The 25,129-nt window shown below is 59.6% G+C and carries 24 protein-coding genes; 6 read left to right on the forward strand and 18 right to left on the reverse strand.

Translation table 11 applies throughout. The annotated features are described in order from the left end of the window. The first annotated feature begins 49 nt into the window (after window positions 1–49). The 3 genes from ACR0LF_RS08185 to ACR0LF_RS08195 all read left to right on the forward strand — a co-directional run bounded on the left by ACR0LF_RS08185 (window position 50) and on the right by ACR0LF_RS08195 (window position 3,193). Window positions 50–1,969, forward strand: coding sequence for an OmpA family protein (locus ACR0LF_RS08185; RefSeq protein WP_480579500.1), 1,920 nt, complete (start codon window positions 50–52; stop codon window positions 1,967–1,969). 1 nt (window position 1,970) lies between these two features. Further along, window positions 1,971–2,291: a hypothetical protein gene (locus ACR0LF_RS08190; RefSeq protein WP_050603973.1), complete on the forward strand. Its 321-nt coding sequence runs from the start codon at window positions 1,971–1,973 to the stop codon at window positions 2,289–2,291. Between the two features lie 83 nt (window positions 2,292–2,374). Continuing rightward, entirely contained in the window at window positions 2,375–3,193 is an 819-nt protein-coding gene (locus ACR0LF_RS08195; protein ID WP_480579502.1) for an isocitrate lyase/PEP mutase family protein, read from the forward strand. A 15-nt stretch (window positions 3,194–3,208) separates the two neighbouring features. Here the strand turns inward: ACR0LF_RS08195 and ACR0LF_RS08200 are convergent, their stop codons facing one another. From ACR0LF_RS08200 to pgsA, 3 genes are read right to left on the reverse strand one after another with little or no spacing between them, the layout of a single operon-like run. Continuing rightward, a complete protein-coding gene (locus tag ACR0LF_RS08200) occupies window positions 3,209–3,652 on the reverse strand; it encodes a molybdenum cofactor biosynthesis protein MoaE (protein WP_480579504.1) in 444 nt (147 codons plus the stop codon). A gap of 3 nt (window positions 3,653–3,655) precedes the next feature. Next, on the reverse strand, window positions 3,656–3,901 hold the full coding sequence (gene moaD, locus ACR0LF_RS08205) for a molybdopterin converting factor subunit 1 (RefSeq protein WP_010443581.1): 246 nt from the start codon (window positions 3,899–3,901) through the stop codon (window positions 3,656–3,658). A gap of 3 nt (window positions 3,902–3,904) precedes the next feature. Continuing rightward, on the reverse strand, window positions 3,905–4,573 hold the full coding sequence (gene pgsA / locus ACR0LF_RS08210; protein WP_480579506.1) for a CDP-diacylglycerol--glycerol-3-phosphate 3-phosphatidyltransferase: 669 nt from the start codon (window positions 4,571–4,573) through the stop codon (window positions 3,905–3,907). A 174-nt stretch (window positions 4,574–4,747) separates the two neighbouring features. Between pgsA and ACR0LF_RS08215 the strand changes: the two genes are divergently transcribed. After that, a complete protein-coding gene (locus tag ACR0LF_RS08215; RefSeq protein ID WP_480579508.1) occupies window positions 4,748–5,632 on the forward strand; it encodes a DMT family transporter in 885 nt (294 codons plus the stop codon). Here the strand turns inward: ACR0LF_RS08215 and uvrC are convergent. The 6 genes from uvrC to ACR0LF_RS08245 form a co-directional block, all read right to left on the reverse strand. Beyond that, the gene (gene uvrC, locus ACR0LF_RS08220; RefSeq protein WP_480579510.1) at window positions 5,629–7,491 is read right to left on the reverse strand and encodes an excinuclease ABC subunit UvrC; all 1,863 of its coding nucleotides are present in this window, start codon (window positions 7,489–7,491) and stop codon (window positions 5,629–5,631) included. The two genes, ACR0LF_RS08215 and uvrC, sit on opposite strands and share 4 nt — an antisense overlap. A 290-nt stretch (window positions 7,492–7,781) precedes the next feature. Further along, entirely contained in the window at window positions 7,782–8,561 is a 780-nt protein-coding gene (locus ACR0LF_RS08225) for an SDR family oxidoreductase (RefSeq protein WP_480579512.1), read from the reverse strand. A gap of 21 nt (window positions 8,562–8,582) precedes the next feature. Continuing rightward, window positions 8,583–9,545: a calcium/sodium antiporter gene (locus tag ACR0LF_RS08230; protein ID WP_480579580.1), complete on the reverse strand. Its 963-nt coding sequence runs from the start codon at window positions 9,543–9,545 to the stop codon at window positions 8,583–8,585. A 171-nt stretch (window positions 9,546–9,716) separates the two neighbouring features. Next, entirely contained in the window at window positions 9,717–10,514 is a 798-nt protein-coding gene (locus tag ACR0LF_RS08235; protein ID WP_480579514.1) for a S49 family peptidase, read from the reverse strand. 114 nt (window positions 10,515–10,628) lie between these two features. Continuing rightward, window positions 10,629–11,390 (reverse strand): ABC transporter permease, encoded by a 762-nt coding sequence (locus tag ACR0LF_RS08240; RefSeq protein WP_480579516.1) that lies wholly within the window; start codon window positions 11,388–11,390, stop codon window positions 10,629–10,631. Next, window positions 11,387–12,316, reverse strand: a complete 930-nt coding sequence (locus tag ACR0LF_RS08245; RefSeq protein ID WP_480579518.1) for an ABC transporter ATP-binding protein — start codon at window positions 12,314–12,316, stop codon at window positions 11,387–11,389. Before ACR0LF_RS08245 ends, ACR0LF_RS08240 begins: the two co-directional genes overlap by 4 nt. Before the next feature lie 167 nt (window positions 12,317–12,483). Here ACR0LF_RS08245 and ACR0LF_RS08250 point away from each other — a divergent pair, with 167 nt between their 5' ends. Next, window positions 12,484–13,572, forward strand: a complete 1,089-nt coding sequence (locus ACR0LF_RS08250; protein WP_480579520.1) for a CaiB/BaiF CoA transferase family protein — start codon at window positions 12,484–12,486, stop codon at window positions 13,570–13,572. A gap of 80 nt (window positions 13,573–13,652) precedes the next feature. On the opposite strand, the gene hemE is transcribed toward ACR0LF_RS08250, so the two are convergent. After that, window positions 13,653–14,687, reverse strand: a complete 1,035-nt coding sequence (hemE, locus tag ACR0LF_RS08255; protein ID WP_480579522.1) for a uroporphyrinogen decarboxylase — start codon at window positions 14,685–14,687, stop codon at window positions 13,653–13,655. 106 nt (window positions 14,688–14,793) lie between these two features. On the opposite strand from hemE, the gene hemC reads away from it, so the two are divergent. Next, entirely contained in the window at window positions 14,794–15,759 is a 966-nt protein-coding gene (gene hemC, locus ACR0LF_RS08260) for a hydroxymethylbilane synthase (protein ID WP_480579524.1), read from the forward strand. Between the two features lie 222 nt (window positions 15,760–15,981). Here hemC and ACR0LF_RS08265 read toward each other — a convergent pair whose 3' ends face one another. The 8 genes from ACR0LF_RS08265 to ACR0LF_RS08300 form a co-directional block, all read right to left on the reverse strand. Beyond that, a complete protein-coding gene (locus ACR0LF_RS08265; RefSeq protein ID WP_480579526.1) occupies window positions 15,982–17,253 on the reverse strand; it encodes an aspartate aminotransferase family protein in 1,272 nt (423 codons plus the stop codon). A gap of 1 nt (window position 17,254) precedes the next feature. Continuing rightward, window positions 17,255–18,358 carry a mandelate racemase/muconate lactonizing enzyme family protein gene (locus tag ACR0LF_RS08270; protein ID WP_480579528.1) on the reverse strand — a complete coding sequence of 368 codons (1,104 nt, stop codon included), beginning with the start codon at window positions 18,356–18,358 and terminating at the stop codon, window positions 17,255–17,257. Window positions 18,359–18,476: 118 nt separating this feature from the next. Continuing rightward, window positions 18,477–19,592: a mandelate racemase/muconate lactonizing enzyme family protein gene (locus tag ACR0LF_RS08275; RefSeq protein WP_480579530.1), complete on the reverse strand. Its 1,116-nt coding sequence runs from the start codon at window positions 19,590–19,592 to the stop codon at window positions 18,477–18,479. Next, window positions 19,589–19,873 (reverse strand): cupin domain-containing protein, encoded by a 285-nt coding sequence (locus ACR0LF_RS08280; protein WP_480579532.1) that lies wholly within the window; start codon window positions 19,871–19,873, stop codon window positions 19,589–19,591. The genes ACR0LF_RS08275 and ACR0LF_RS08280 overlap by 4 nt, the downstream gene beginning before the upstream one ends. After that, window positions 19,870–20,976 (reverse strand): mandelate racemase/muconate lactonizing enzyme family protein, encoded by a 1,107-nt coding sequence (locus tag ACR0LF_RS08285; protein ID WP_480579534.1) that lies wholly within the window; start codon window positions 20,974–20,976, stop codon window positions 19,870–19,872. The genes ACR0LF_RS08280 and ACR0LF_RS08285 overlap by 4 nt, the downstream gene beginning before the upstream one ends. After that, window positions 20,973–21,551 carry a dimethylsulfonioproprionate lyase family protein gene (locus tag ACR0LF_RS08290; RefSeq protein WP_480579536.1) on the reverse strand — a complete coding sequence of 193 codons (579 nt, stop codon included), beginning with the start codon at window positions 21,549–21,551 and terminating at the stop codon, window positions 20,973–20,975. Before ACR0LF_RS08290 ends, ACR0LF_RS08285 begins: the two co-directional genes overlap by 4 nt. After that, window positions 21,548–22,630, reverse strand: coding sequence for an alcohol dehydrogenase family protein (locus ACR0LF_RS08295; protein ID WP_480579538.1), 1,083 nt, complete (start codon window positions 22,628–22,630; stop codon window positions 21,548–21,550). Before ACR0LF_RS08295 ends, ACR0LF_RS08290 begins: the two co-directional genes overlap by 4 nt. After that, window positions 22,630–25,083, reverse strand: coding sequence for an FAD-dependent oxidoreductase (locus ACR0LF_RS08300; protein WP_480579540.1), 2,454 nt, complete (start codon window positions 25,081–25,083; stop codon window positions 22,630–22,632). Before ACR0LF_RS08300 ends, ACR0LF_RS08295 begins: the two co-directional genes overlap by 1 nt. Window positions 25,084–25,129: the final 46 nt, after the last annotated feature.

Below are 25,129 nucleotides of genomic sequence, written 5' to 3' on the forward strand. Positions count from 1 at the left end.
GGGGCCTGTAAAGATCGCCCCAAACGCCTGAGGAGTGTCAAACCCAAACATGCGTCTGCCGTATTTTATCGCTGTTTCCCTGATCTTTCTTGTATCAGCCGGGGTGTCTCTTTTGGCAGCCAGCTATGCCGTTACCAAGATCGAGGAGACATCGGAATTCGCCGTGCGCCGGTCGTTGGACCTGAAAGGACACGACTGGGCCGAGGTCGAATCCGATGGCCTGCGCGTGGTTCTGACGGGCACTGCACCGGACGAGGCAACCCGCTTTAACGCGCTGACCGCAGCCGGAACCGAAGTCGATACATCCCGCGTGATTGATGAAATGGAGGTTGCGGCCACCTCTGCCCTGGCCCCTCCGCGATTCTCGGCGGAAATCCTGCGTAACGACAGCGGTATCTCGATCATCGGCCTGATCCCCGCCAGCGAAGACAGGGCTGAACTGATCCAACGTCTGAGCAATCTGGACCGCGACGTTGCGGTGTCAGACCTGATGGAAACGGCCGATTACCCCAAGCCCAACGGCTGGGATGCGGCGATATCCTACGCGATTGAAGCCTTGGCCAGCCTGCCCCGCGCCAAGATTTCCGCCAGCCCTGATCTGGTCAGGATTACCGCCATTGCCGACAGCTTGCAGGAAAAACAGCGCCTTGAACGGGATCTGACCCGCGCCGCGCCGCCAAGTTTGCGGATCGGGTTGGCGATTTCGGCACCTCGCCCCGTCATCACGCCATTTACGCTGCGCTATGTGATCAATGATGAAGGCGGGCGATTTGATGCCTGCTCGGCACAGGATGAGAAAGCCCGCGATCAGATCGTGGCCGCCGCGCGCGAGGCAGGATTGTCGGGCACTTATACCTGCACTATTGGCCTGGGTGAGCCTTCACCACGCTGGCCCGAGGCCGCCGAACAAAGCATTCAGGCGCTGGCCAGAATCGGCAAGGGTTCGGTCACGATTTCGGATGCGGATATCACATTGATTGCGGCACAAGGCACTGATCCGGCCAAGTTCGATCGGATCGTGGGGGAACTTGAAACAGCGCTGCCTCAGGTCTTTGCGCTGCACGCCGTATTGCAGGAACCTGATACCAGCGAACAGACCGGACCCATAGAATTCTCGGCAACCCGCAGTCCCGAAGGGCTGGTGCAATTGCGCGGGCGTTTGGGCGATGAAACCCTGCGCGATATGGTCGACAGCTATGCCCGTGCGGCCTTTGGGTCGGACCAGGTCTATACCGCAACCCGCATTGTGCCGGGGCTTCCTGCCGATTGGCCTGTGCGTGTTCTGACCGGTTTGGAGGCTTTGGCACAGCTTCACAACGGCTCGCTGACCGTGACACCCGACACGGTCGAGCTGTCCGGCCTCAGCCACGAAGAAGACGCCAATGCCCGCATTGCGGGTCAGTTGTCGGATAAACTGGGTGAGGGGCAGGAATTCACCCTGATGATCACTTATCAACCGCCGCCAGAGCCAGAAGATGCCTTGCCCGATCCTGAAATCTGTGAAGCGCAGATTGCCGAAGTTCAGGGCGTCAGCAAAATCGCTTTCGAACCCGGCTCGGCCACGATTGCCTCCGACTCGCGCGATACGGTGAACCAGATCGCGGATATCCTGCGCGACTGTGGTCCGATCCGTATGGAGATTCAGGGCCATACGGACAGTCAGGGCCGCGAAGAGATGAACCAGCAGCTCAGCCAGGCACGGGCGCAATCCATCCTGAACGAGTTGCGTGGGCGGCGCATTCCCACCAGCAGTTACACTGCGGTCGGATATGGCGAGACACAGCCCATCGCGGATAACGACACCGAAGAAGGTCGCGAAGAAAACCGCCGCATTGAATTCCGCCTGATCCGCCCCGAGCCTGTCGAGAACACCGAAACCGGGCTTGAAGCGCTTGAGACAGAGGTGGAAGCGTCCGATGCGGACCAAACCGATACGACCGCATCTGATGCGGATGCAGGGGACCAGTAACTTGAACAGAACCGAATTCATAATTGCCACGGCCATCATCCTGTTCGCAGCCTTCTGCATGGGCTGGTTTGCCAACTGGCTGGCGCATCGCCTGTCCCGCGTGCGTCAAAGCGACGTGGCCGATCTGGACCGGATGAGTCAGGAACTCCACGAGGCCGAGGAAACCCGCGATCAGGCCATCACCTATCTGCAGCAGCGCGAGGCCGAGCTGACGAACCAGCTGACCCAGACCGAAGCCGAGCTTGCCGCCGCCATGGACGGCCTGCGCGCCGCTCGGCAAGAGGCAGAGGAGCTGCGCGGACGGATCAACAACGCCGACTAAGTGTCCTAACCGAGCGCTTGCGCTTTCTTGTTCTCATTACGTTCTCATCTCGATAAGGTCGTACCGAAACCTGGGGGCGACCAATGTCACGACAACAGATTCAGTTCGACCATTTCAAAAACCTGCATTTCGGACAAAAGGCTTTCGTGATGCCCAATGTCTGGGATGCAGGCTCAGCGAAGCTGCTGGCCGGTTTGGGCTTTGACGCCCTAGCCACTACCAGCGCAGGATACGCCTATTCCCAAGGCAAACGCGATTCTTGCGCGGAACTGGACCAGGATGAAGTGTTGGCCAATGCGTCGGATATCGTCAACGCGGTCGCCCTGCCCGTCTCTGCCGACCTTGAGGGCGGGTTTGGGTACGCTCCCGAAGACTGCGCTGAAACAATCCGCAGGGCGGCAGAGATCGGCCTCGTTGGTGGATCGATCGAAGATGCCACGGGCGATCCCGAAGCACCGATCTATGATCTGCACGAAGCGGTTGATCGCATTCAAGCCGCTGCGGAAACGGCTGCGGACTTACCATTCCTGTTGACCGCACGGGCGGAGAACTACCTATGGGGACGCCCCGATTTGGGCGATACGATCAAACGATTGCAATTGTTCTCCGACGCAGGGGCAGGCGTGCTTTATGCCCCCGGCCTGCCGAATCTGGACGCAATCAAGACCGTATGCCGCGAGGTCGACAAGCCGGTGAATGTTCTGATGGGATTAAGCGGACCGACCTATACCGTCTCTGACTTGTCTGACGCAGGCGTGCGGCGCATCAGTGTTGGCGGGTCTTTCGCACGTGCGGCGTTTGGGGCGCTGAGACGGGCTGCGGAAGAAGTGAAATCCAAAGGCACATTCAGCTATTCAAAAGATGCGATCCCTGACACCGAGCTCAGCAATCTGATGAAGTGAACACGGCTGATCTGATCACCACCGGGTCAGCGCGTCTTCATCTTCATCCTTGGCGGCAACCCATTCCGCACCCGACCGGGTGATTTCTTTCTTCCAGAAGGGCGCACGAGATTTCAGGTAATCCATCAGGTACTCCGCCGCCTCAAACGCATCCTTGCGATGCCGTGCAGCGGTGGCCACCATCATGATCTTGTCGCCCGGGGCCAGACGCCCATGGCGGTGAATCACCAGAACGTCGCCAAGGGACCAGCGCGTCTGCGCCTCTTCGGCGATTCTTGTCAGGGCGCGTTCGGTCATGCCCGGATAGTGTTCGATCTCCATCACATCCAGATCACCGCTCGCAAGGTTGCGCACCACCCCGGTGAAGGTGACGATGGCACCGTTGGCACCGTCCCCGGCAGCAAAGGCGTTGGCCTCAGCCCCCAGATCGAATGCTTCTTCCTGAACCGCGATCCGCATCGCTTAACCGCCTGTCATCGGTGGAAAAAACGCCACTTCCCGAACACCTGCAAGGGACGCATCGAAATCCGACAGCTCCTGATCCAGCGCAACGCGCAGGGCAGACAGGTCGGCAAAAGCCGCGGCATAGCGGTCTTCCCGCGCGCTCAGCTCCGCCACCAGATCGCTGACCGTGGCGGCCTGTGTTTCGACCTTTTCCTTCGGCAGGCCGATGCGTTCGCGCACCCATGCGAAATACAGTACATCCATCGCTTAGCCCTCTTTCAGATGTGGCATGGCTTTACGTAGGTAGTCATAGCCCGTGATCAATGTCAGCGTGGCGGCAATCCACAACAACCACAGCCCAATCTGACCAGCCCAATACATGCCTTCGACATTCCAGCGCAGGTGGTTCACGTCTTCGACCTGACCTGTGATGATCTGCTCCACAAGCTCAGCATCCATGCCGAAACTCGCCATCACGGCATAGTGTTCAAAGATACCCTGCGAAAACAGAACCGCGATGGCGATCATCTGCGCTGTGGTCTTCCACTTGGCCAGTTTCGTGACCTTCAGCGTCCCGGCCACATCGCCCAGATATTCACGCAGGCCCGAGACGAACACCTCGCGAAACAGGATCACGGTGGCGGGCAGCACCAGCCACGGCGTCCAGCTATCTTGCGAGTAGCCCACCAGAATCATAAGCGCAATCACCACCATCGCCTTGTCGGCAATCGGGTCCAGCATCGCGCCGATCTTGGTTTCCTGCTTCCACGCACGCGCCAGATAGCCATCGAACCAATCCGTGATCGCCGCCGACAGGAACAGGAGCAAAGCGAACCAGTCCGCGTACGGACGGGTAAAATACAAAAACATCACGGCCAGACCGGGTGCCGCCAGCAGGCGCAGGACAGTCAGGATATTGGGCAAGTTCCACTTCATGGCTTGGACCCTATATCGCTGGTTCGGGACAGAAAAGCCAAACAGACAAAAAACTGCATCGTGCATAAACGCTTGGTCAAAGCGCCGCAGGTTTGACGTCTCAGAGTTGTACCTCTTGGCCTTTTCCGGCTTTGCGTTCAGATTGCCGGTTGAACGCAAGCCCGAAAGTGCCGGATGACAGCGCATATTCGAACCGACGCCCGATCAAACATGGTCGGCAGCCTTTGGATGATCGCCGCGATGGCGGGCTTTGCGCTTGAGGATGCGTTGCTGAAAGCGGCGTCAGCCGTGCTTCCGATCTGGCAGGTGCTGGTTCTGTTCGGCGCGGGCGGGTCCGTGATCTTTGCTTCGGTGGCATTGTCTCGCGGGCTACGATTACTGCATCCCGACGTTCTTTCCCGTCCGATGAAAGTTCGGGTGTTGTTCGAGGTTTTCGGGCGGCTGTTTTATGTGCTGGCCATTGCATTGACGCCTTTGTCCTCAGCCACCGTGATCCTGCAAGCAACGCCTTTGGTTGTGGTTGCCGGTGCTGCGCTGTTCTTTGGCGAGACGGTAGGTTGGCGGCGATGGGGCGCCATTTTCGTCGGGATGATCGGCGTTGTCGTCATCCTGCAACCAACCGGGGACAGCTTTTCGATACTGTCGATACTGGCCGTGTTGGGGATGTTGGGATTTGCCGGACGTGATCTGGCCAGCCGCGCAGCTCCTGCCACGCTGGGCACCGAGGTTCTGGGGTTCTACGGGTTCCTCAGCATCATCGTGGCTGGCCTCGCCTACAGGTTTTGGGAGGGTGTACCGATGGAGCCAGTTAGCGTCCACACCAGCCTGCATCTGATCGGCGCAGTGCTGATGGGGGTTATGGCCTATGCGTCTCTGATGAAAGCCATGCGCACAGGCGAAGTGTCCGCCGTGACCCCGTTCCGCTATACCCGGCTATTGTTCGGCATCGGGCTGGGCGTGGTCATGTTTGGCGAGAGCCTGGACCGTACGATGTGGATCGGCAGCGCGCTGATCGTTGCGTCGGGCCTCTATATCCTGTGGCGTGGGCGGCAAACCTAGCCCTTGTCGTGGAAGAAGTCATAGACCTTCTGCGCCAGCCCCGCCGAAATCCCCTCAACGGCTTTCAGGTCCGCCAGATTGGCCCGGCTGACCGCCTTGGCGCTTCCAAAATGGGTCAGCAAAGCACGTTTGCGTGCGGCCCCAACACCCGGGATTTCATCCAGCGGCGTTGCACCCACGGCCTTGGCCCGTTTCGCGCGATGGGTGCCGATGGCAAACCGGTGCGCCTCGTCCCGTAAGCGTTGGATGAAGTACAGAACTGGGTCGTTTCGTTTCAAGGCAAAGGGGCGCTGGCCGATCCGGTGGAACTCTTCCTTGCCATGGTCCCGGTCGACCCCTTTGGCGACGCCGACCATGGGAATATCTTCAACGCCATGGGCCTGCATGATCTCGTGCACGGCGCTCACCTGCCCCGCACCGCCATCAATTAACAACAGATCGGGCCAGAGCCCTTTACCCCGATCCGGGTCTTCCTTTTGCAGACGGGTAAAGCGGCGGTTCAGCACCTCTTTCATCATGCCGAAATCGTCACCTGGTGTCAGGTCATCACCGCGAATGTTGAACTTGCGATAGGCATTTTTCATGAAGCCTTCGGGGCCAGCGACGATCATGCCGCCCACCGCGTTGGTGCCCTGAATATGGGAGTTGTCGTAGACCTCGATCCGGTCCGGCGAGCCGTCGAGATCAAACGCTTCGGCCACACCGCGCAGCAACTTGGCCTGCGTGGCGCTTTCCGACATTCGGCGGGCCAGAGACTCTCGCGCGTTGCGCAACGCGCCTGCAACCAGTTCCTGCTTCTCACCGCGCTGCGGGACCAGAATTGCAACCTTACGCCCAGCTTTTTCAGTCAGGGCGTCCTGCATCAAATCCGCATTTTCGATCCCGTCCGACAGGATCAACTGCCGTGGCGGTTCCTTGTTGTCGTAAAACTGGCCCAGAAAGGCCTCCATCACTTCGGCTGGTGAAACATCCGGCCCTACGCGTGGATAGAAATCCTTGTTGCCCCAATTCTGGTTGGCGCGGATGAAGAACACCTGAACACAGGCTTGCCCGCTGTCCATATAAAGACCGATTACATCCGCCTCAGTCACGCCACGCGGATTGATGCCTTGCGAGGTCTGGACCTGCGTCAGCGCCCGGATGCGGTCACGCAGACCAGCGGCGCGCTCGAACTCCATCGCCTCGGACGCGGCCATCATCTGCTCGGCCAAATCCTCCTGCACCTTAGTTGAACGGCCTGACAGGAAGCGTTCCGCATCCTTGACGCTTTCGCGGTAATCCCGTTCCGAAATCAGATCGACACACGGCCCTGAACACCGCTTGATCTGATAGAGCAGGCAAGGCCGCGTTCTGCTGTCAAACATCGAATCCGAGCAGTTGCGCAGCAGAAATGCTTTCTGCAGCTGGTTCAGTGTCCGGTTCACCGCACCAGCGCTGGCAAAGGGGCCGAAATAGGCACCCTTTTCCTTCTTCGCCCCGCGATGTTTCTTGATCTGCGGAAAGGCGTGATCTTTGGCAACCAGGATGTTCGGAAAGCTTTTGTCGTCCCGCAGCAGCACATTGTACTTCGGCTTGAGCTGCTTGATCAGGTTCTGCTCAAGCAGCAGCGCTTCGGTCTCGGTTCGGGTGGTCAGAAACATCATCGACGCGGTCGAAGCAATCATCTTCTCGATCCGCCCCGAATGACCCGGCCTTGTGTAATTTGACACCCGCGCCTTAAGGTTTCGCGCTTTGCCCACGTACAAAACCCGACTATCCGCATCAAGCATGCGGTAAACGCCGGGCGAGCTGTCCAGCGTTTTCACATAACGCTGAATGCAGGCATAGCCGGTGGAGGACGATTCGCTGTCGGTGGTCATGACCCTGAGATATGATTCTCTGACAATGGCTGCAATCTCAGGCCTTTCAGATCAAGAGAAAACAAATCCACGGTTTCTGTGGATAAGTGTGAAGATAAGTTTTCGGAGGATCGGAAATCCCCTTGTTTCCTTGCCTTTTCCTCTACTTGCACAAAAAATAGGCAATATCGCAACTCATTGTTATTAGTGGATATTTTTTCTGGTACTTAGCAAGTGTATGAAAAAAAAGACATTTTTGTAACGTGCAGGTAACGTGAATGAGAGCGGTGCAAAACTTGCGGCAAAATTGTTTATTCTACGCCCAGGACATCCGGTGTTTTCCATCCCAGATGCTGACCCCCATCCACACACAGAAGCTGCCCGGTAACCGCGTGTGCATCCAGAAAATACCCAAGTGCAGCGGTGATATCCGACGGATTCGAACCACGCTCTAATACGGTATTGGATCGCTGTGCCTGAAAGTGCTTTTCGCTCTGGCGGTGTCCCTGCATCGTCGGGCCGGGACCGATCGCGTTGACGCGGATCGTCGGGGACAACGCTTGTGCCGACGTTTGGGTCAGCGTCCACAGCCCCATTTTAGCGATGGTGTAAGACATGAACTCGGGCGTCAGTTTGCGCACCCGCATATCCACCATGTTGACGATAAGGCCAGCGGCTTGCGGCTCTTCGTTTTCGTCGGTGCCAGCGGTCAGCCCCTGATCCGCCATGGCCTGTGTCAGAACAAATGGCGCGCGCAGGTTGCTGTCGAGGTGGCGATCCCAGCTTTGCCGGGTCGCGGTATGGATATTGTCGTACTCGAAGATTGACGCGTTATTCACCAGACAGGTGATCGGACCGCCCAGCGCCTCGGCCGCCTTGGGCAGCAGAGCCCGGACCTGAGCTTCGTCCAGCAGGTCAGCCTGCAAAGCCACTGCTTGACGACCCAAAGCCTGAACCTCTGCCACGGTCTCCTGCGCAGGACCTTCTGATGTGGCGTAGTGCACGGCCACGTCGTACCCACGACCCGCCAGATAAAGCGCCATGGCCCGGCCCAGACGAATACCGGCACCGGTCACTAAAGCTCGGGTCATGCTTCACCTCGTTTTGTCAGATCACACCAGCAATACGGTGACATAAAGCACATAAAGGAAAGTCAACACCAACCCCCATATGCGCGAGATGTCCTGTTTGAAAAACACAAACGGAACCAACAGCAGCGATGCGCCCAGCATGACCCACAGGTCGAATTGCAGGAACTCGGGATCGACCGGAATGCGGCCGAACCAGGTTGCGATCCCGATAATGGCCAGAAGGTTGAACATGTTCGAGCCGATCACATTGCCCAGCGCCACATCGGCCTGCCGACGCAGAGCGGCCATAACGGTCGTGGCCAGTTCGGGCAAAGACGTTCCGACCGCGATCAGGGTCAGGCCAATGACCGTTTCACTGACGCCATAGGTCCGTGCAATGATGGTCGCATTGTCCACCAGCAAATGCGCCCCCATCGGAAGCCCCACCAGCCCGAGGATCAGGTAGATCGATACCTTCCAATAGGGCATGTCAGGGTCGGCTTCTTCGAGACCTTCAAGCTCTTCATCATCGGCACAGGCTGCGCCACAGGCCTTGCGATGCGCCTTTGCCTCACGAAAGGCATTCATAAGAACAAGGCCCAAAGCCGCCAGCAGAATCAAACCACTGAAGAAGGTGAAGGTTCCGCAAAAGGCCAGCCCGATGAACAGCACGGACGCCATCAGCATGAAAACATAGTTCCTGCGGCTATCGCATTCGCTGGTGTGGAGCGTTGCCAAAAGCGCGGGAAGACCAAGAACCAGCAGGATATTGGCCGTGTTCGATCCGACGACATTGCCCAGCGCGATACCCGGAGCGTTCTCTTTCAAAGCGCTGATCGCAATCAGCAACTCGGGTGCCGATGTGCCGAACGCCACAATCGTCAGACTGACGATCAGCGCCGGAACGCCCAAACGCAAGCTCAGGTTCACCGCACCGCGCACCAGTGCATCGCCAGCCAGCAGCAGGATCAACAGACCAAGACCAGACAACAGCCATGTGGTAATCAAGTCCGGCCTCCTTTTTCGCAGGCACAGGGGCCTTTGCCGATGCGATAACGTCCGCAGCGCGGACACTTTGCCGAACTCAGTTTCTTCTGCCCCGGAAAGCGCAGCTTGCCGAACATTGCCAAAACACCCATGGCGATCAGGAAAAGGGTGACTGCCTTGATAATCACGTCACAAACCGAAACGCGCGTAGGCCGCCCGCTCCTCTAGCCCAGCGATGGCGTCCTGCGCCATGCTGGCCCCAAAGCGCGACCAGATCGGTTTGCGCACGCCATAGCGGCGGAATTTTACCTTGTCGCCGAAACGTTCCTGCATCTTGGGTTTCAGATGGGCGATACCGTCTATCAGGCCCAGTTCCTGCGCACGACGCGCCAACCAGACCTCACCCGTGAACAATTCCGCACTGTGATCCAGCTTGTCGCCCCGGCGGGCTTTGACATATGCAATGAAGTTTTCGTGGATGTCACCCAACAGCCCTTGCAAGCGCGCCACATCCTCTTTCTTTTCAGGTGCGAAAGGGTCCAGCATCGATTTCGATTTGCCGGCCGTGTGCACACGCCGCTCAAACCCTTGCCGCGCCAGAAAGACATGCGCACCGAACCCGGCCGAGATCACACCGATCGATCCAAGAACCGAGCTGTCATCGGCCCAGATCTCATCCGCGGCGGCAGCCAACCAATAGCCGCCGGACGCCGCAACGTCCTCGACAAAGCCGATAACCGGCACGTCCAACTCGTCCGACAAACGCCGGATACGCGCGCCAATCAAAGAGCTTTGCACAGGGGACCCGCCCGGAGAATTGATCTCGAGCGCGACAGCCACGGGCTTTCCTTTGCGAAACGCCTTCTCAAGGACCGGGGCCAGAGCGGTGTCGTTCAAAGACCCACGCCCGGCCATACCAATGGCGCCGGACAAGCGGACAACGGCAACACAGGGGTGCTTTTTGACAAACGGCAGGCTGAGTTTCATGGGTGCCGATGTAGAGTGCCCCCAACTCGTAAACAAGGGACTCTGCGAGCCTTAAACGCGACGTGAACCAAATTCCCACAGTCGATGGGCAAAAATGCAACGCCTGAACCGGGGTTAGCTGCGAATGCGCCAGCCGGTTTTGAAGATCCATCCGATGATCGCCAGACAGATCACTGTAAAGGCGACAATGGCCAGCAGGCTGAAGACTATCGGGACGTCGGCCAGCCCGTAGAATGACCAGCGAAACCCCGAAATCAGGTAGACCACGGGATTGAACAAGGTGATGGTCTGCCACAGAGGCGGCAGCATCGAGATCGAATAAAACGTACCACCAAGGAAGATCAGCGGCGTGACGACAAGCTGCGGCACCAGCGACATCTGCTCAAAATTGCTGGCCCAGATGCCAATAATGAACCCCAATAGCGAAAAGCTGAGACAAGACAGGATCAAAAACGCCGCCATCGCAAAAGGATGTTCGATCTGAATGTCCACAAAAAAGGTCGCCGTAACCAATATCACCAGCCCGACGAAAAGAGATTTGGTCGCGGCAGCACCGACATATCCGATCACAATTTCAATGAAATTGACCGGTGCAGACAGCAGTTCGTAGATGGTGCCCAGAAACTTCGGGAAATAGATCGCGAAAGACGCGTTCGAGATCGACAGCATCACCACCGACAACATGATCAGCCCCGGCACGATGAACGCCCCGTAGGAGACGCCCTCGACCTCTTGAATGCGGCTGCCAATGGCGGTGCCAAACACCACGAAATACAGCGAAGTGGACAAAACCGGTGACAGAAAGCTCTGCGCCAGGGTGCGAAAAAACCGGGCCATTTCAAACCGGTATATTGCAGCGATGGCGGTCCAGTTCATGCCGCTTCTCCGGATACCAGGTTAACGAAAATCTCTTCCAGACTTGATTGCCGCGTCTGTACGTCCCGCAACACCAACCCGGCTTGCGACACGTCATTCAGCAGCGTTGTGATACCTGTACGGTCCGCATGCGTGTCGTAAGTGTAGATCAGGCAATCACCCGCGCCGTTTAAGGTCAGGTTATGGTCAGCCAGGCATTCGGGAATCCGGGTGATCGGTTCGGTCAGCATGACCTCGATCTGTTTTTTGCCCATCTGCGCCATAAGCGTGTCTTTGTCCTGCACCAGCAGCAACTCGCCCTTGTCTATGACACCGACGCGATCAGCAATGGCTTCGGCCTCTTCGATGTAATGGGTGGTCAGAATGATGGTGACACCGTCCCGTTTCAGTTCCGCCACGATCTCCCACATGTCCTTGCGCAGCTCGACGTCCACACCGGCGGTGGGTTCGTCCAGAAACAGCACCCGAGGTTCATGAGCCAAAGCCTTGGCGATCAGCACCCGGCGCTTCATGCCGCCGGACAGTTCTTTGATTGCGTTCTTGCGCTTATCCCAAAGCGACAGCTTGCGCAGAATCTCATCTATCCGGGCATTGTCCTTTCCCAGCCCGAACAACCCTCGTGACAGCCGAACCGTGTTCCAGACCTTTTCAAACGGTTCCAGCGCGATCTCTTGCGGCACAAGCCCGATCATCTTGCGCGCCGCGCGATAGTCGGATTGGATATCGTGCCCTCCGACAGTCACCGCACCAGAGGTCGGGGTCGTGATCCCGCAAATCGTGGAAATCAGGGTCGTCTTTCCCGCGCCGTTCGGTCCCAAAAGTGCAAGTATCTCGCCCTCTTCAATGTCCAGTGACACGCCTTTCAGCGCCTCGAACCCGTCGGCGTAAGATTTTCGCAGATCCCCGATGGACAAAATGGTCGTCATATCTGTTCCCCGTTCCAACCGAGACCCTATCGCGCAAGACCAGCGTGTAACAGGTCAATTTCGCACAATACTCTGCGCGTTTTTTCAAAAGTCGCCAGCGCTGTGGCTTAATCTGCCTTGCAATCCACTGACCCACCCGCAAACTTTGCCCACAATGGAGGGCGCCGATGCTGAACGGAATACGTGTTGTCGAAATCGAAGGGCTGGGCCCCGGCCCGTTTGCCGCCATGCAGCTGGCCGATCTGGGCGCGGACGTCATCACCATCCACCGTAAAGACGGTGCCGCAACCCCGGGTATGCCGGAACGCTCGCTTCTCGACCGCGGCAAACGATCCATCGCGCTTGACCTGAAGAATGCCGGCGATCTGGAGGCCGCACGCCGCCTGATCGATACAGCAGATGCGCTGATCGAAGGTTTCCGTCCCGGCGTGATGGAGAAGCTGGGCCTCAGCCCTGACCTTTGCCTGACCCGCAACCCAAAACTCATCTATGGGCGCATGACAGGCTGGGGGCAGGATAGCCCACTGGCTGATACGGCAGGGCATGACCTGAACTATATCGCCCTGTCCGGTGCGCTCTGGTATGCCTCTCACCCCGATCAGCCGCCGCAAACCCCGTCAACGCTGGTTGGCGACATTGGCGGTGGGGCAATGTATCTCGTCACGGGCATTCTCGCCGGGCTGATCAACGCGCAAAGAACCGGTCAGGGCACCGTCGTCGACGCCGCAATCTATGACGGCTCAGCCCATATGATGAACCTTCTGATGACCATGCGCCAAACCGGCAACCTGTCGGAAACCCGCGGCCACAGCCTGCTGGACGGCCCGCATTGGAGCCGCACCTATCCCTGCGCCGACGGCGGTTTCATCACGGTTCAATGCCTCGAACCCAAATTCTACGCGCAGTTTCTGAGTTTACTCGGTCTCTCAGACGATTCGGAGTTCCAGCGACAATACGACAAAACCCTCTGGCCTGCTCTCACACGTCGCCTGGCTGGCATTTTCGCAAGCAAACCTCGCGATCACTGGGATGCACTGTTTCGCGGATCCGACGCCTGCGTCGCCCCTGTTCTCAGCCCGGATGAGGCGCAATCTCATCTCATGAACACATACAGAAACAGCTGGCAAACAATCGAAGGCACCCTGCAAGCCACCGCCGCCCCACGGTTTTCGAACCATGACTGGCACCCCAAGCCGAGCCCCATGCGCGGAGAGCACACAGCAGAAATCCTGGCCGAGCTCGACACTCCGCGCTGATCCGCTCTTCATCTGGCCAAAAATATCCCGGGGGATGAATTGGCCGCAGGCCAAGAAGGGGGCTGGCCCCCTTTCCCCGCTTACCGGCTGCGCACCGTATCGATCATCAACTGAACATTTTCAGGATCCGCGTCCGGCGTGATCCCATGCCCCAGATTGAAGATATGTGGCCCCTTTGAAAAAGCCTCGACGATCCGCCGCGTTTCGTCCACCAATGCCTGCCCGCCCGTCACCATATGCGATGAGGCCAGGTTTCCCTGCACGCAACCGTCAACCTGCACATGCTCAGCACCCCAGTCGGGCGACACGGAATTGTCCAGCGCCACGCAATCCACGCCGGTCGCCCTTGCAAACCCGATATACCCGTCGCCTGCCTCACGCGGAAAACCGATCACAGGGATACCGGGATGGCGTTCTTTTATGGCCTGAGTGATCACCCGGCACGGTTCAACCGCGTATTTGCGGAAAGCCTCACCTTTCAAAGACCCCGCCCAGCTGTCAAAGATTTTGACCACTTCGGCCCCGGCTTCGATCTGAGCAGAAAGATACTCGATCGTTGCTGCGGTGATACGATCCAACAACGCCTCGAACAAAGCCGTGTCGCCTTCGCGCAACGCATGAGCAGGACCCTGATCCGGCGTACCACGCCCGGCGATCATGTAGGTGGCCACCGTCCATGGAGCGCCAGCAAACCCGATCAAAGTGGTTTCCGACGGCAATTCCCGCGACAGAATGCGCACCGTTTCATAGACGGGCGACAGCGTTTCATGAATCGCGTCGACCGGTTTCAACGCATCGAATTCGGATTGCTGCGTGATGGTGGACAAGCGCGGGCCTTCACCGGTCACGAACCAAAGATCGGCACCCAGCGCCTGTGGCACCAGCAAGATATCGGCAAACAGGATCGCCGCATCAAACCCGTAACGCCGGATCGGCTGCAAAGTGACTTCGGCGGCCAATTCCGGGTTATAGCACAGAGACAGAAAATCCCCGGCCTGTGCGCGGGTGGCGCGATACTCGGGCAGATACCGGCCTGCCTGACGCATCATCCAGATCGGCGGCACATCCTGCACCTCGCCCGCCAGCGCCCGCAGCAGTTTCTTTGTCTCGGCCATGTTTGTCCCCAGCATTCCGGTTTTGGCAACGGGTCGTCCTTCGGCGGCAATTTGTCAAGCTTGGCCCCCATTGTCAGGGCAATGTGACGCGACTAAAGCTGTGCCCATGACTTTGAACCTGCCCACACCCGCATCGCCCCTCAGAATCGGCACCCGTGGTTCGCCACTGGCCTTGGCTCAGGCCTATGAAACCCGCCAGCGCCTGAGCGATGCGTTTGACTTGCCTCAGGACGCGTTCGAGATTGTGGTTATCAAAACCACCGGCGACAATCGGGCCATGATCGATGCGGATCGCCCGCTGAAGGAAATCGGCAACAAAGGTCTGTTCACCAAAGAAATCGAAGAGGCGATGCTGCGCGCCGAGATCGATATCGCCGTGCATTCAACCAAAGACATGCCCGTCGCACAGCCAGACGGGTTGGTTCTGGACACGTTCCTGCCGCGAGAGGACGTGCGCGACGCCTTCATCTCACCGCGTCTGGGCTCGATCCACGATCTGCCCGAGGGAGCCGTGGTAGGAACGTCCTCTCTGCGGCGGAGGGCGCAGTTGTTGAACCGGCGGCCCGATCTGAAAGTGGTCGAGTTTCGCGGAAATGTGCAGACACGTTTGAAAAAGCTGGAAGACGGGGTTGCGGATTGCACTTTTCTGGCCATGGCCGGCATTCGCCGGCTGGGTATGGATGACGTTCCGGCCAGCGCAATTTCACCCGATGACATGTTGCCTGCCATTGCGCAGGGCACAATCAGTATCGAACGACGCGGCGATGACATGCGCGCGGCAGAAATGCTTGAAGCGATTCATCATTTGGAAACAGGTCAGCGCCTGGCGACAGAACGCACTCTGCTGGCGGCGCTGGACGGATCATGTGAAACCCCGATCGCAGGTCTGGCCGAGCTGGACGGTGGCACAATCAGGCTGCGCGGCGAAGTCTTGCGCCCCGACGGAACAGAAACCGCGAACAGGGATATGACGGGCGCGGTCGAAGACGGACCCGAGATAGCCCGCGCGATGGCTGCGGAGCTGCTGGAACAAGCAGGCCCTGATCTATTCGATTGGAAAAATTCAAAATAAATTTGCCGAATGTGAACTGGGTCACTGTAGAAGGTGTCGCAGTCGTGCATTAAAGTGACATACCGATAAGGAAGTCGGGTCAGTCTCGAAAGTATCGAAAGTTTTCAGATTGCCGGTGTTTTAATCAGTATTCGAGGGGGCGAGACTGACCCCCGGCTTCCAAAGGTAGCGGGTCGCTGTTGGGTTCAACAGCGACCCGTTTACCTTTCACACAACCCGCAGTCAGGAAATTGCAGCAACGGCGTGGCGCACGGCCTCTCTGGTCTGCTCCAGATCCGCTTCGGTCACCGCCAGCGACGGGTACAGCTTGCCCGGGGACTTGAATATCCCATGCGCGCGCAACGTATCGTTGTAGAGTGCATTGCGGCTCGGATCGTCATGCTTGGCACTGCGATAATCCCGGCAGGCGGCTTGGGTAAAGTAGATGTCGAACAGTGTTTCGTCCCCGCAAACCTGATGCGGGATACCAGCCTTGGTCAGTTCATCTACCTGCATTTTCTGCAACGCCGCCCCGGTTGCGCGTAGCTGGTCATACACACCATCACGCCGCAGAATCTCCATGGTCTTCAATCCCGCGACCGAGGCCACCGGGTTGCCGGACAGGGTTCCCAGCTGCATCAGCCAGCCGTCTTCCCCGACCTGCGCCTTGTTGAAGTGCTTCATGATCTCGGCACTGGCCCCCAGCGCAGCCAGAGGGAAGCCGCCGCCGGTGATCTTGCCCAAAGTGCAGATATCGGGCGTGACACCGTATTTCTCCTGCGCGCCGCCATAGGCGAGGCGGAAGCCGGTGACGATCTCGTCGAAAATCAGCAGGACGCTGTGTTTGTCGCACAGATCACGCAACCCCTGAAGATATCCGGGCAGGGGCGGAATGATCCGCTGCAGCGGCTCGACCATGATCGCGGCGATGTCGTCATTTTCGTCCAGCAGGGCCGCGACGGCGCCTAGGTCGTTGAACGGGGCGATCAGCATCTGTTCGGCCACGCTGTCGGGAATACCGGCACTGTCCGGCACCGCCTGCGGAAAATTGACCCGGCGGCTGGGGGCCAGGCTCATCTGCGCCTCGGCACTCATGCCGTGATAACCGCCTTCGAATTTCAGGATCTTGTTGCGCCCGGTATAGGCGCGGGCAAGGCGGATCGCATACATGTCCGCCTCACCGCCCGAAGCGACAAAACGAACCTGTTCACAGCAAGGCACTGCGTTGATGATTGCCTCGGCCAGTTCGATACCTTTGGCATTGTTAGCAAAAAAGGTCATGCCCTTGGGCAATTGCTCCAGCACGGCCTCCATCACCTCGGGGTGACCATGGCCCAGCAGCATCGGGCCGGAGCCGATCAGATAGTCGATATATTCCTTGCCATCTTCATCCCAGACGCGGCTGCCTTCGCCGTGGGCAATGATGATACCGGGGTCGAAATTGCCGAAACCTCCGGCGGGCAGCACGTCATTTGCGCGAGCGATCCATTCGGATTGTGTGTTGATTTTCAGCATTTTACACGATCTCCAATATTGGGGAGCCAAGGATATCCGGGTCAGGGGTCACGCCAAGGCCCGGTCCTTCGGGCGGGGTAATCCGACCGTTTTCGCGGTTGGGCGCATCGGGGCAGAGGCGCGGCGACACGTAGGAGGACAAATCACAGGTGTTCATCAGCGACCCGTGCGGGGTCGAGGCCGCGAAATGCAGCGAGGCGGCGGTGACGATATCCGACCCCCAGGTGCATTCGGCGCAAATCTCGGCCCCCAGATGTACTGTCAGGTCCCGCGCCCGGCGCATCGCCGACAACCCGCCGAACTTGGACAGCTTCAGCGCCACCGCATCCATGCAGCCCAACTCATGCGCGCGTATCAGCGAGGTCAGGTCATGGGCGTTTTCGTCGATCTTCATCGGCAGGCCGGTCGCCTGCCGCACGGCAGCGCAGTCTTCCAGCGTTTTGCAGGGCTGCTCCAGCATGACGTCGTGTTGCGCCACCGCCCGGCCCGTCCGGGTGGATTGCAGACGCGATGCACCGCAATTCCAGTCGCCATAGACCAGCGGCCCCGGCCCCACGGCCTCGCGCACTTTGATCAGGCGTTCGGTATCGGCCTGCCAATCGGCCTCGACCCCCAGCTTCACCTGAAACTGGCGGATGCCGGTCTGGAACGCGACCTTGGCGATCCGTGCCATGTCATCGGGGGCGACGCAGGTGATCGAATGGTAAAGCGGCATGTCCTTCCGCGTGCGGCCACCCAGCAGCGCGTAGACCGGCTGGCCCGTGGCCTGTCCGAACAGGTCCCACAGTGCAATGTCGATCAGGGACTTGGCATAGCGATGGCCTTGCAAGAAGCCGTCCAGCTTGCGCATCGGAGCGTCGACACCGAACGGTTCCATGCCCAGGATTTCCGGCCCCATTTCAGTCACAGCCGCCGGAACACCGTCGGCATAGGCGGGCAGATAGTGAGGGATCGGGCAGACCTCGCCCCAGCCTTTCAAGCCGGTATCCGTTTCAAGGCACAGGATATGGGATTTCACCGTGGCGCATGTCTTGCCTTCGGCCATGTGATAGGTTTCGTGGCTGGTCAGATCGACGGACCAGAGCGTTATCTTGGTGATCTTCATTCCGGTCGCCTTCTGGAAATGTCGCGCGTGGCAGTTGGGTTGGCAAGGGGGCCAGCCCCCCTCTTGGCCTGCAGCCAATTCACCCCCCGGGATATTTTTGGCCAGATGAAGAGGCGGATCATTGCGGGGCCTCATAGGTTGCGACAGGGAGTCCGAGGGCATCCTCGTCAGGCGAAACGCCAAGTCCCGGGGTTTCCGGCAGGTGAAGATGGCCGTCGATGTTGCGCGGTCCTCGTCCGTCGGCGATATCGACGGTGATCATGTCCTGACAGGCCCAGACGGCATGGCAGTTGTCATCGGGGATGGTGGCGGCCAGATGCAGCGCCTCGGTATCGGCCAGAACCGAGCCGCCGGTGGCCATCACGAACATGTCGATCCCGTGAGCAAGCGCAATATCCCGCATCCGCGCCGCTTTGGTCAGGCCGCCGACACGGTTGAGCTTGATCCCGAACACCTCGGCCAGGCCGTCGCGGGCGATGCGGGCGGCGTCCTGCAAAGTGACAAGGCTTTCGTCCACCGATACGGGCGAGGCATGGCGGCCCGAGATTGCCGCGATGTCGTCCAGCGACTCGCCGGGCTGTTCGAAAATGACGTTTAGGTCCTCGCAGGCGCTCATCACGCGCAGAGCCTGCTGCCGGGTCCAACCCCGGTTGACGTCATATAAGACAATCTCACCCGGCCGCCGGATGCTTTCCACGTCACGGACGCGGGCAATGTCGCGTTCCACATCGCCACCGATCTTGACCGAATGCGCGACGTAGCCGCGGCTGCGATAGCGTTCCATCACCTCGCGGGTTTCATCCACCGTCTTGGCCCCGACCGAAGAGGCAATCGGGCGCGGTGTCCGCGATCCGCCGCCCATCAGATCGGCAATAGGCAGGCTTGCCGCCTGTCCGGCGATGTCCCAGCAGGCCATATCGATCGGGCTTTTGGCATAGAGATGCCCGGGCAGCGCGGTGTCCATCGCCCGTTCGACATCCAGCACCCGGCGTGGATCGAGGCCCAGAACAAACGGCGCCATCGTCTCAATCCCGGCGCGGATACCCGGCCCGTGTGCGGGGACGTAGGTATGCCCCCATGGCGTGCCCTCGCCCCAGCCAATAAGGCCGCTATCGGTTTCGATCTTGACCAGCGTCGCGTCCAGCACTTCGAACTTCAGCCGCCCGCCGGACAGCCAGTACGGATGTTCCAGCGGCAGATCGACGTGATAGACCGAGATTCGGGTGATTTTCATTTCAGTTCCACTTCTACAAAGGACATTGGGGCGTCCCCGGCATTGATTACGTTGTGTTCGACACCCTCGTCGCGGCGATAGGCGGTTCCGGCAGGAACCGTCACCTCGTTGACTGAACCGTCGGGCAGTTCCAGCCGCATGTGGCAATCGGTGATCGCGGTAATGACGTAGTCCATCGCGTGACGGTGCCAGCCGGTTTCTGCACCTGGGACGAAATCAAACCGTGTCACCCGCACACGGGCATCGTCGATCATCTGGGTTGCTGCGGCTTGCGTCCTCATAGGCGGAACTCCTCGACCGGGGCACCAAGGCTTTCGAAATCCGGGATCACACCCAATCCCGGCGTGTCGGGCGCGTAGAGGTTGCCGTCCCGTGCCACCGGGCCGCCGACCCCGGTTGACCGAGTGTTGTAGTTCATCAGATCCGTCGTGTTCTGTAGGTAATCAGGCGGTGTCGAGGCGGCGAAATGCGCCACGACCGAGGTGGTGATCTCTCCGCCCCAGGTATCTTCGCTGACCACGGGAATGCGGTTTTCGACCAGATAATCCCGCACCCTCCGCGCCTTGCTGAGTCCGCCAAGGTTCGAGATTTTGAGGCAGCAGATCTCGGCTCCGCGATCCGCAACGATGCGCTGCGCCATCTGCATGCCGGTCAGGCATTCATCCAGCTTCATGGGCTGTTCCGCCACGCGGCGCACTTGCTGGCATTCCTCGTAGGTGCGACAGGGTTGTTCCAGAATGAAGTCCAGATCGCGGGTCGCGCGGGCCACCAGGATGGCGTTGTCGACGCGCCAGCCCTGATTGGCATCGGCCATCGCCTTTTCGCCCGGATTGAGCAGGGGCACCGTGGTGCGGATACGATCAATATCAGTGGCCCAGTCACCACCGACCTTGACCTGAAACTGCCGATAGCCCTGATCGCGATAGCGGTTCATCTCGGCCACGGTCTCATCCACCGCTTTTTGCGGGGCCACCCGATACATCGGCGCACCGTCCGTCAGCTTGCCGCCCAGCAACATCCAGACCGGCTGATTGCAGGCTTTGCCAAGAATATCCCAGCAGGCTGCATCGAAAGGGGCCTTGGCATAGCCGTGCCCCTGCACCAGATGGTCCATGAGCTGTTCGATGCGCCCCACCTGCCGCGGGTCTTCCCCCAGCAGTTTCGGTGCAACCAGTCGGGCCAGCGCCGCCACGCCTTCGGAATGGGCCACCATATAGTTTTCGCCGCAGGGCGTGAACTCTCCACAGCCTTGCAAGCCAGCATCCGTATCGATCACGACGACCGAGGCTATCGCGGTCTCAATCGCGTTGCCTGCACCCCAGACATAGGCCCCACCCACATAAGGCAGGCCGGTCTGGTAGACGCGAATACGGGTGATCTTCATGCGGCATCCATCTGTGGTAAATCGCCCATTCCTGCCCCGCGCCACAGGACAAAGGTCAGAATTGGCTGGTCGGTTGTGGTCATCGCGTGGCTTTGCCAACTGCCATGCTGGCGGGTTTGGCCCGGGCCGACGAATTCTTCGTTGCCATCGACCTTGAAGAGGGCACCACCTGCAAGGGTCAGATAGATCTCTTCGGCCTGGTGGCTGTGCCAGCCATAGTTCAGCCCCGCGCCCCAATAGCCGACATACCCCCGCAACTGCGTCGAGTGATAGTGTCCGGTGGGCCCGAACAACTCATAATACCCATACCGGTTCAGGAAATCGGCACCGACCTCGTCCTCGGTATAGGTATGTTTCCATTGGGCCAGATGTGTGGTCGCCTTGATCGCATCGATAAGCGCGTCGGTCAGGTTGTTGCCTACGGGATCGGTCTCCCGTACCAGCTCTGCTGCTGGGATGTGGTTCGGCTGCAACTCGGATTTTGCAAGATCGGTTGGCCACGCGCCAAAATCCGCAAGATCGGGATACGCCTTATGAATTTGCCGAGCGGCCTCCAGCACGTCATCCAGCGTCATGGGGTCACCACGATATTACCGGTGTGTTTCTTGGCGATGAACGCCGCCTGCGCCTCACGCAATTCCTCCAGCGGATAGGTCGCCGCAAGCGCGGGCCTGATCTCACCGGCCTCGATGTACTTCACGAGATTCTGCATGACCTGAGGGTCGATCACGGTCGAGCCGGTGAAGGTCAGATCGCGCAGGTAGAAGGTGCGCAGGTCAAACTCGACCATCGGCCCGGCAATTGCGCCCGAGCAGGTATACCGCCCACCGCGCTCCAGAATGTCGATCAGGTTCGGCCAGTAAGGGCCGCCGACGACATCGGCAACCACGGTGATCTTTTCATCGCCCAACGCGGCCCGCAGGTTATCCGGCGCGCGGGGCAGGATCATGTCGGGGCCAAGCTCGGCCACATCGGCATGCTTCGCCTCTGACGCCATTGCGATCACGCGCGCCCCGCGCCGTTTCGCCAGCTGCACCAAAGCGCCGCCGACGCCGCCCGAAGCGCCGGGCACCAGCACTGTGTCCTTGTCGGTGACGTTGGCGCGGGTCAGCATCCCTTCGGCGGTGGAATAGGAGCAGGAGAACGTCGCCAGTTCCGCATCCGACAGGTCCGAGTTGATCGGTACCGCGTTTACCGCCAGCGTGGTGGCGTATTCCGCAAAACCGCCATCGCGTTCCGAACCGAAATAGCCGGTCTTGTCCATGTTGCAGAGGTCGGCAGGGTCGCGCAGCCAACCGTCGGTGATGACACGCTCTCCAACCCGCGCGCTGTCGACGCCTTCGCCAACAGCCACGATTTCACCGCAGATATCGGCGCCCTGAATGCGCGGGAAGGTGATCGGCGCGCCGCCCCATGTGGGGTCGTCCTCACCCACTTCTTCGAACGCGCCGCCGGTCGTCGCGTCGGTGACGGTCTTTGAATACCAGCCCGAGCGCGTGTTGACGTCTGTGTTGTTCAGGCCGCAGGCGGCGACCTTGATCAGCACTTCTCCGGCCGCGGGTTGCGGGCGCGGCCAGTCCTTGTGCAGCACCATTTGTTCCAGACCGCCATGGCCCATTGTGACCATGGCTTTCATTGTATCGGGCAGGTTCATTATGCGGTCTCCAGAATTGCATCTGTTCGGGGCAGCAGGCTTTCGGAGTCATAGGCCGGTTCACCCAGAACGCGCGCGGCGCGGGGCTTGCCATGGATCACGACTTCCAACTCGGTTCCGGCTTCGGCTGCTTCGGGTTTGACATAGGCAAAGGCCAGAATCTTGCCGACCGTGTGCCCGTAAGCCACTGAAGCGGTCGAGCCCACGACCTTACCGTTCAACATGACCGCTTCGCCACCGTGGCCGTCAATCTCACCATCCGGTTCGATTTCCAGATAGGCACAGACCCAGGGCAGGTCGGTGTTCAGGGTCTTGTCCTTACCCAGATACTCCTTGTCGGTGCGGGCAAAGCGCAGCACGTCGGCCTCGGCCAGAGTGACCTCGTTGGTCAATTCACCCGCGCCCTTAAAGCCCTTCTCCATCCGCATCACGTTCATCGCGAAGCTGCCATAGTCAGTGATGCCATGCGGCTCACCCGCTGTCCAAAGTGCATTGTAGACATCGAGGCAGGCGGCGTTGGGCATGTGCAGCTCCCAGCCCAGCTCACCGGCATAGGACATGCGGAAGGCCCAGACCTTATGGCCCGCGACGGTGACTTCCTGCGCCGACAGCCATCGGAACCCGGCATTGGTCAGGTCAGCATCGGTGCAGCGCGCCAGCACGTCCCTCGAGCGGGGGCCGTTCAGCGACAGGGCCGACCAGTCGGCGGACAGCGCGGTGATCTGCACATCCTCATCCGCGCGCTGCTGCGTCAGATGATCCAGCAGGCGCTGTTCGAAGAAGGCGGCGCAGACCAGATAGAAGCGATCTTCGGCCATACGGACAATCGTGGTCTCCAGCTCGATCCGGCCGCGCCGGTTCAGCATGTGTGTCAGCGTGATCGATCCGACCTTTTGCGGCATCCGGTTGGCGGTCAGCCGGTCCAGCATCGCATAAGCGTCCGGTCCCGAGACCTCAACCTTAGTGAAGGCGGTTACATCCATGATGCCGACGCTCTCGCGCACCGCTTTGACCTCAGCCGCGACCATGTCGTCGGCTGGTGTCCGGCGGAAGGAATAGTGGTCGCGCTGCTCCACACCGTCCCGCGCGAACCAGCGGGGGCGTTCGAAACCATAGACTTCTTCATGCACCGCGCCCTTGGATTTCAGCAGTTCATACAGCGGCGACGGCTTGATCGGACGCCCCTCAAGACGGTTGAAATGCGGGAACGGGATCTCGTGGCGCAGGCAGTAGTCTTCCTCGGCCTTGATCACCTGCCAGTCCTTGGTGGCATAGCTGCCAAAGCGGCGCGGGTCATATTCGCGCATCGAGATATCGGCGGCGCCATGCACCATCCAGCGCGCCAGCTCACGGGTTAGACCTGGCCCCCAACCGATGCCGATCTGCGTCCCGCAGCAGCACCAGTAGTTCCTAACACCCGGCGCAGGCCCGATCAGAGGGTTGCCATCGGGCGGGTGTGAGATCGCGCCATGCACGTCACGCTGAATGCCCAGCTCTGCAAAGATCGGCATCCGGTTCAGGCTTTCCTCGAGCCACGGCATCACCCGGTCGTAATCCGCGTCGAACAACCAGTTCTCGTATTCCCAGGGGCAGTGATCGTGCCAGACCGAGTTCGGGTTCTCTTTCTCGTAAATCCCGATCAATCCCCGCTGCTGCTCCATCCGGATGTAGCCCGAGACTTTGCGGTCGTCACGGATCACTGGCAGTTCTTTGTCCAGATTCTGGAACTCGGGCACCGGCTCGGTCACAAAATAGTGGTGCGTCATCGAGGTCATGGGCAGTTGCAGCCCGGACCATTCGCCCATCTGACGGGCATAGGTGCCGCCTGCGTTCACCACATGCTCGCAGGTGATGGTGCCCTGCTCGGTCTCAACCACCCACTCGCCGTTGTCGGCCTGCGTGATGTTGGTCGCGCGGCAGTTGCGGAAGATGCGGACGCCCTTCTGTCGCGCGCCCGTTGCCATCGCCATGGTCACGTTGGTTGGGTCTACATGGCCGTCATCCGGGGTATGCAGCGCGCCCAACACGCCTTCGAGGTTATAGAACGGATGCAACTCGGCCACCTTTTCCGGCCCGACCAGTTCGATGTTGAAGCCCAGCGACCGGCCCACAGACAGGGTGTGGCGCAGCCAGTCCATCTCATCTTCGGTATAGGCCAGACGGAAGGACCCGCAGCCATGCCATGTCACAGGCTGGCCCGTTTCGGCCTCAAGCTGACCGGAATACAGACCGATATTGTAATCCACGCATTTGCCCAGCCCAAAGCTCGAGGTCGAATGCGTGATCTGGCCCGCCGCGTGCCAGGTGCTGCCGCTGGTCAGCTCAGCCTTTTCCAACAGGACGGTGTCATCGCCCCACCCTTCATGCGCCAGATGATAGGCCAGACCGACCCCCATGACACCTCCGCCCACGATGACCACGCGGGCATGTGACGGCAGATTCTTCTCGGACATGATTTTTCCTCTTACCGAGTCGCTTTTCTGCTCGACAGGCTAATTC

The sequence above is a fragment of the Ruegeria sp. E8 genome, from assembly GCF_056533985.1.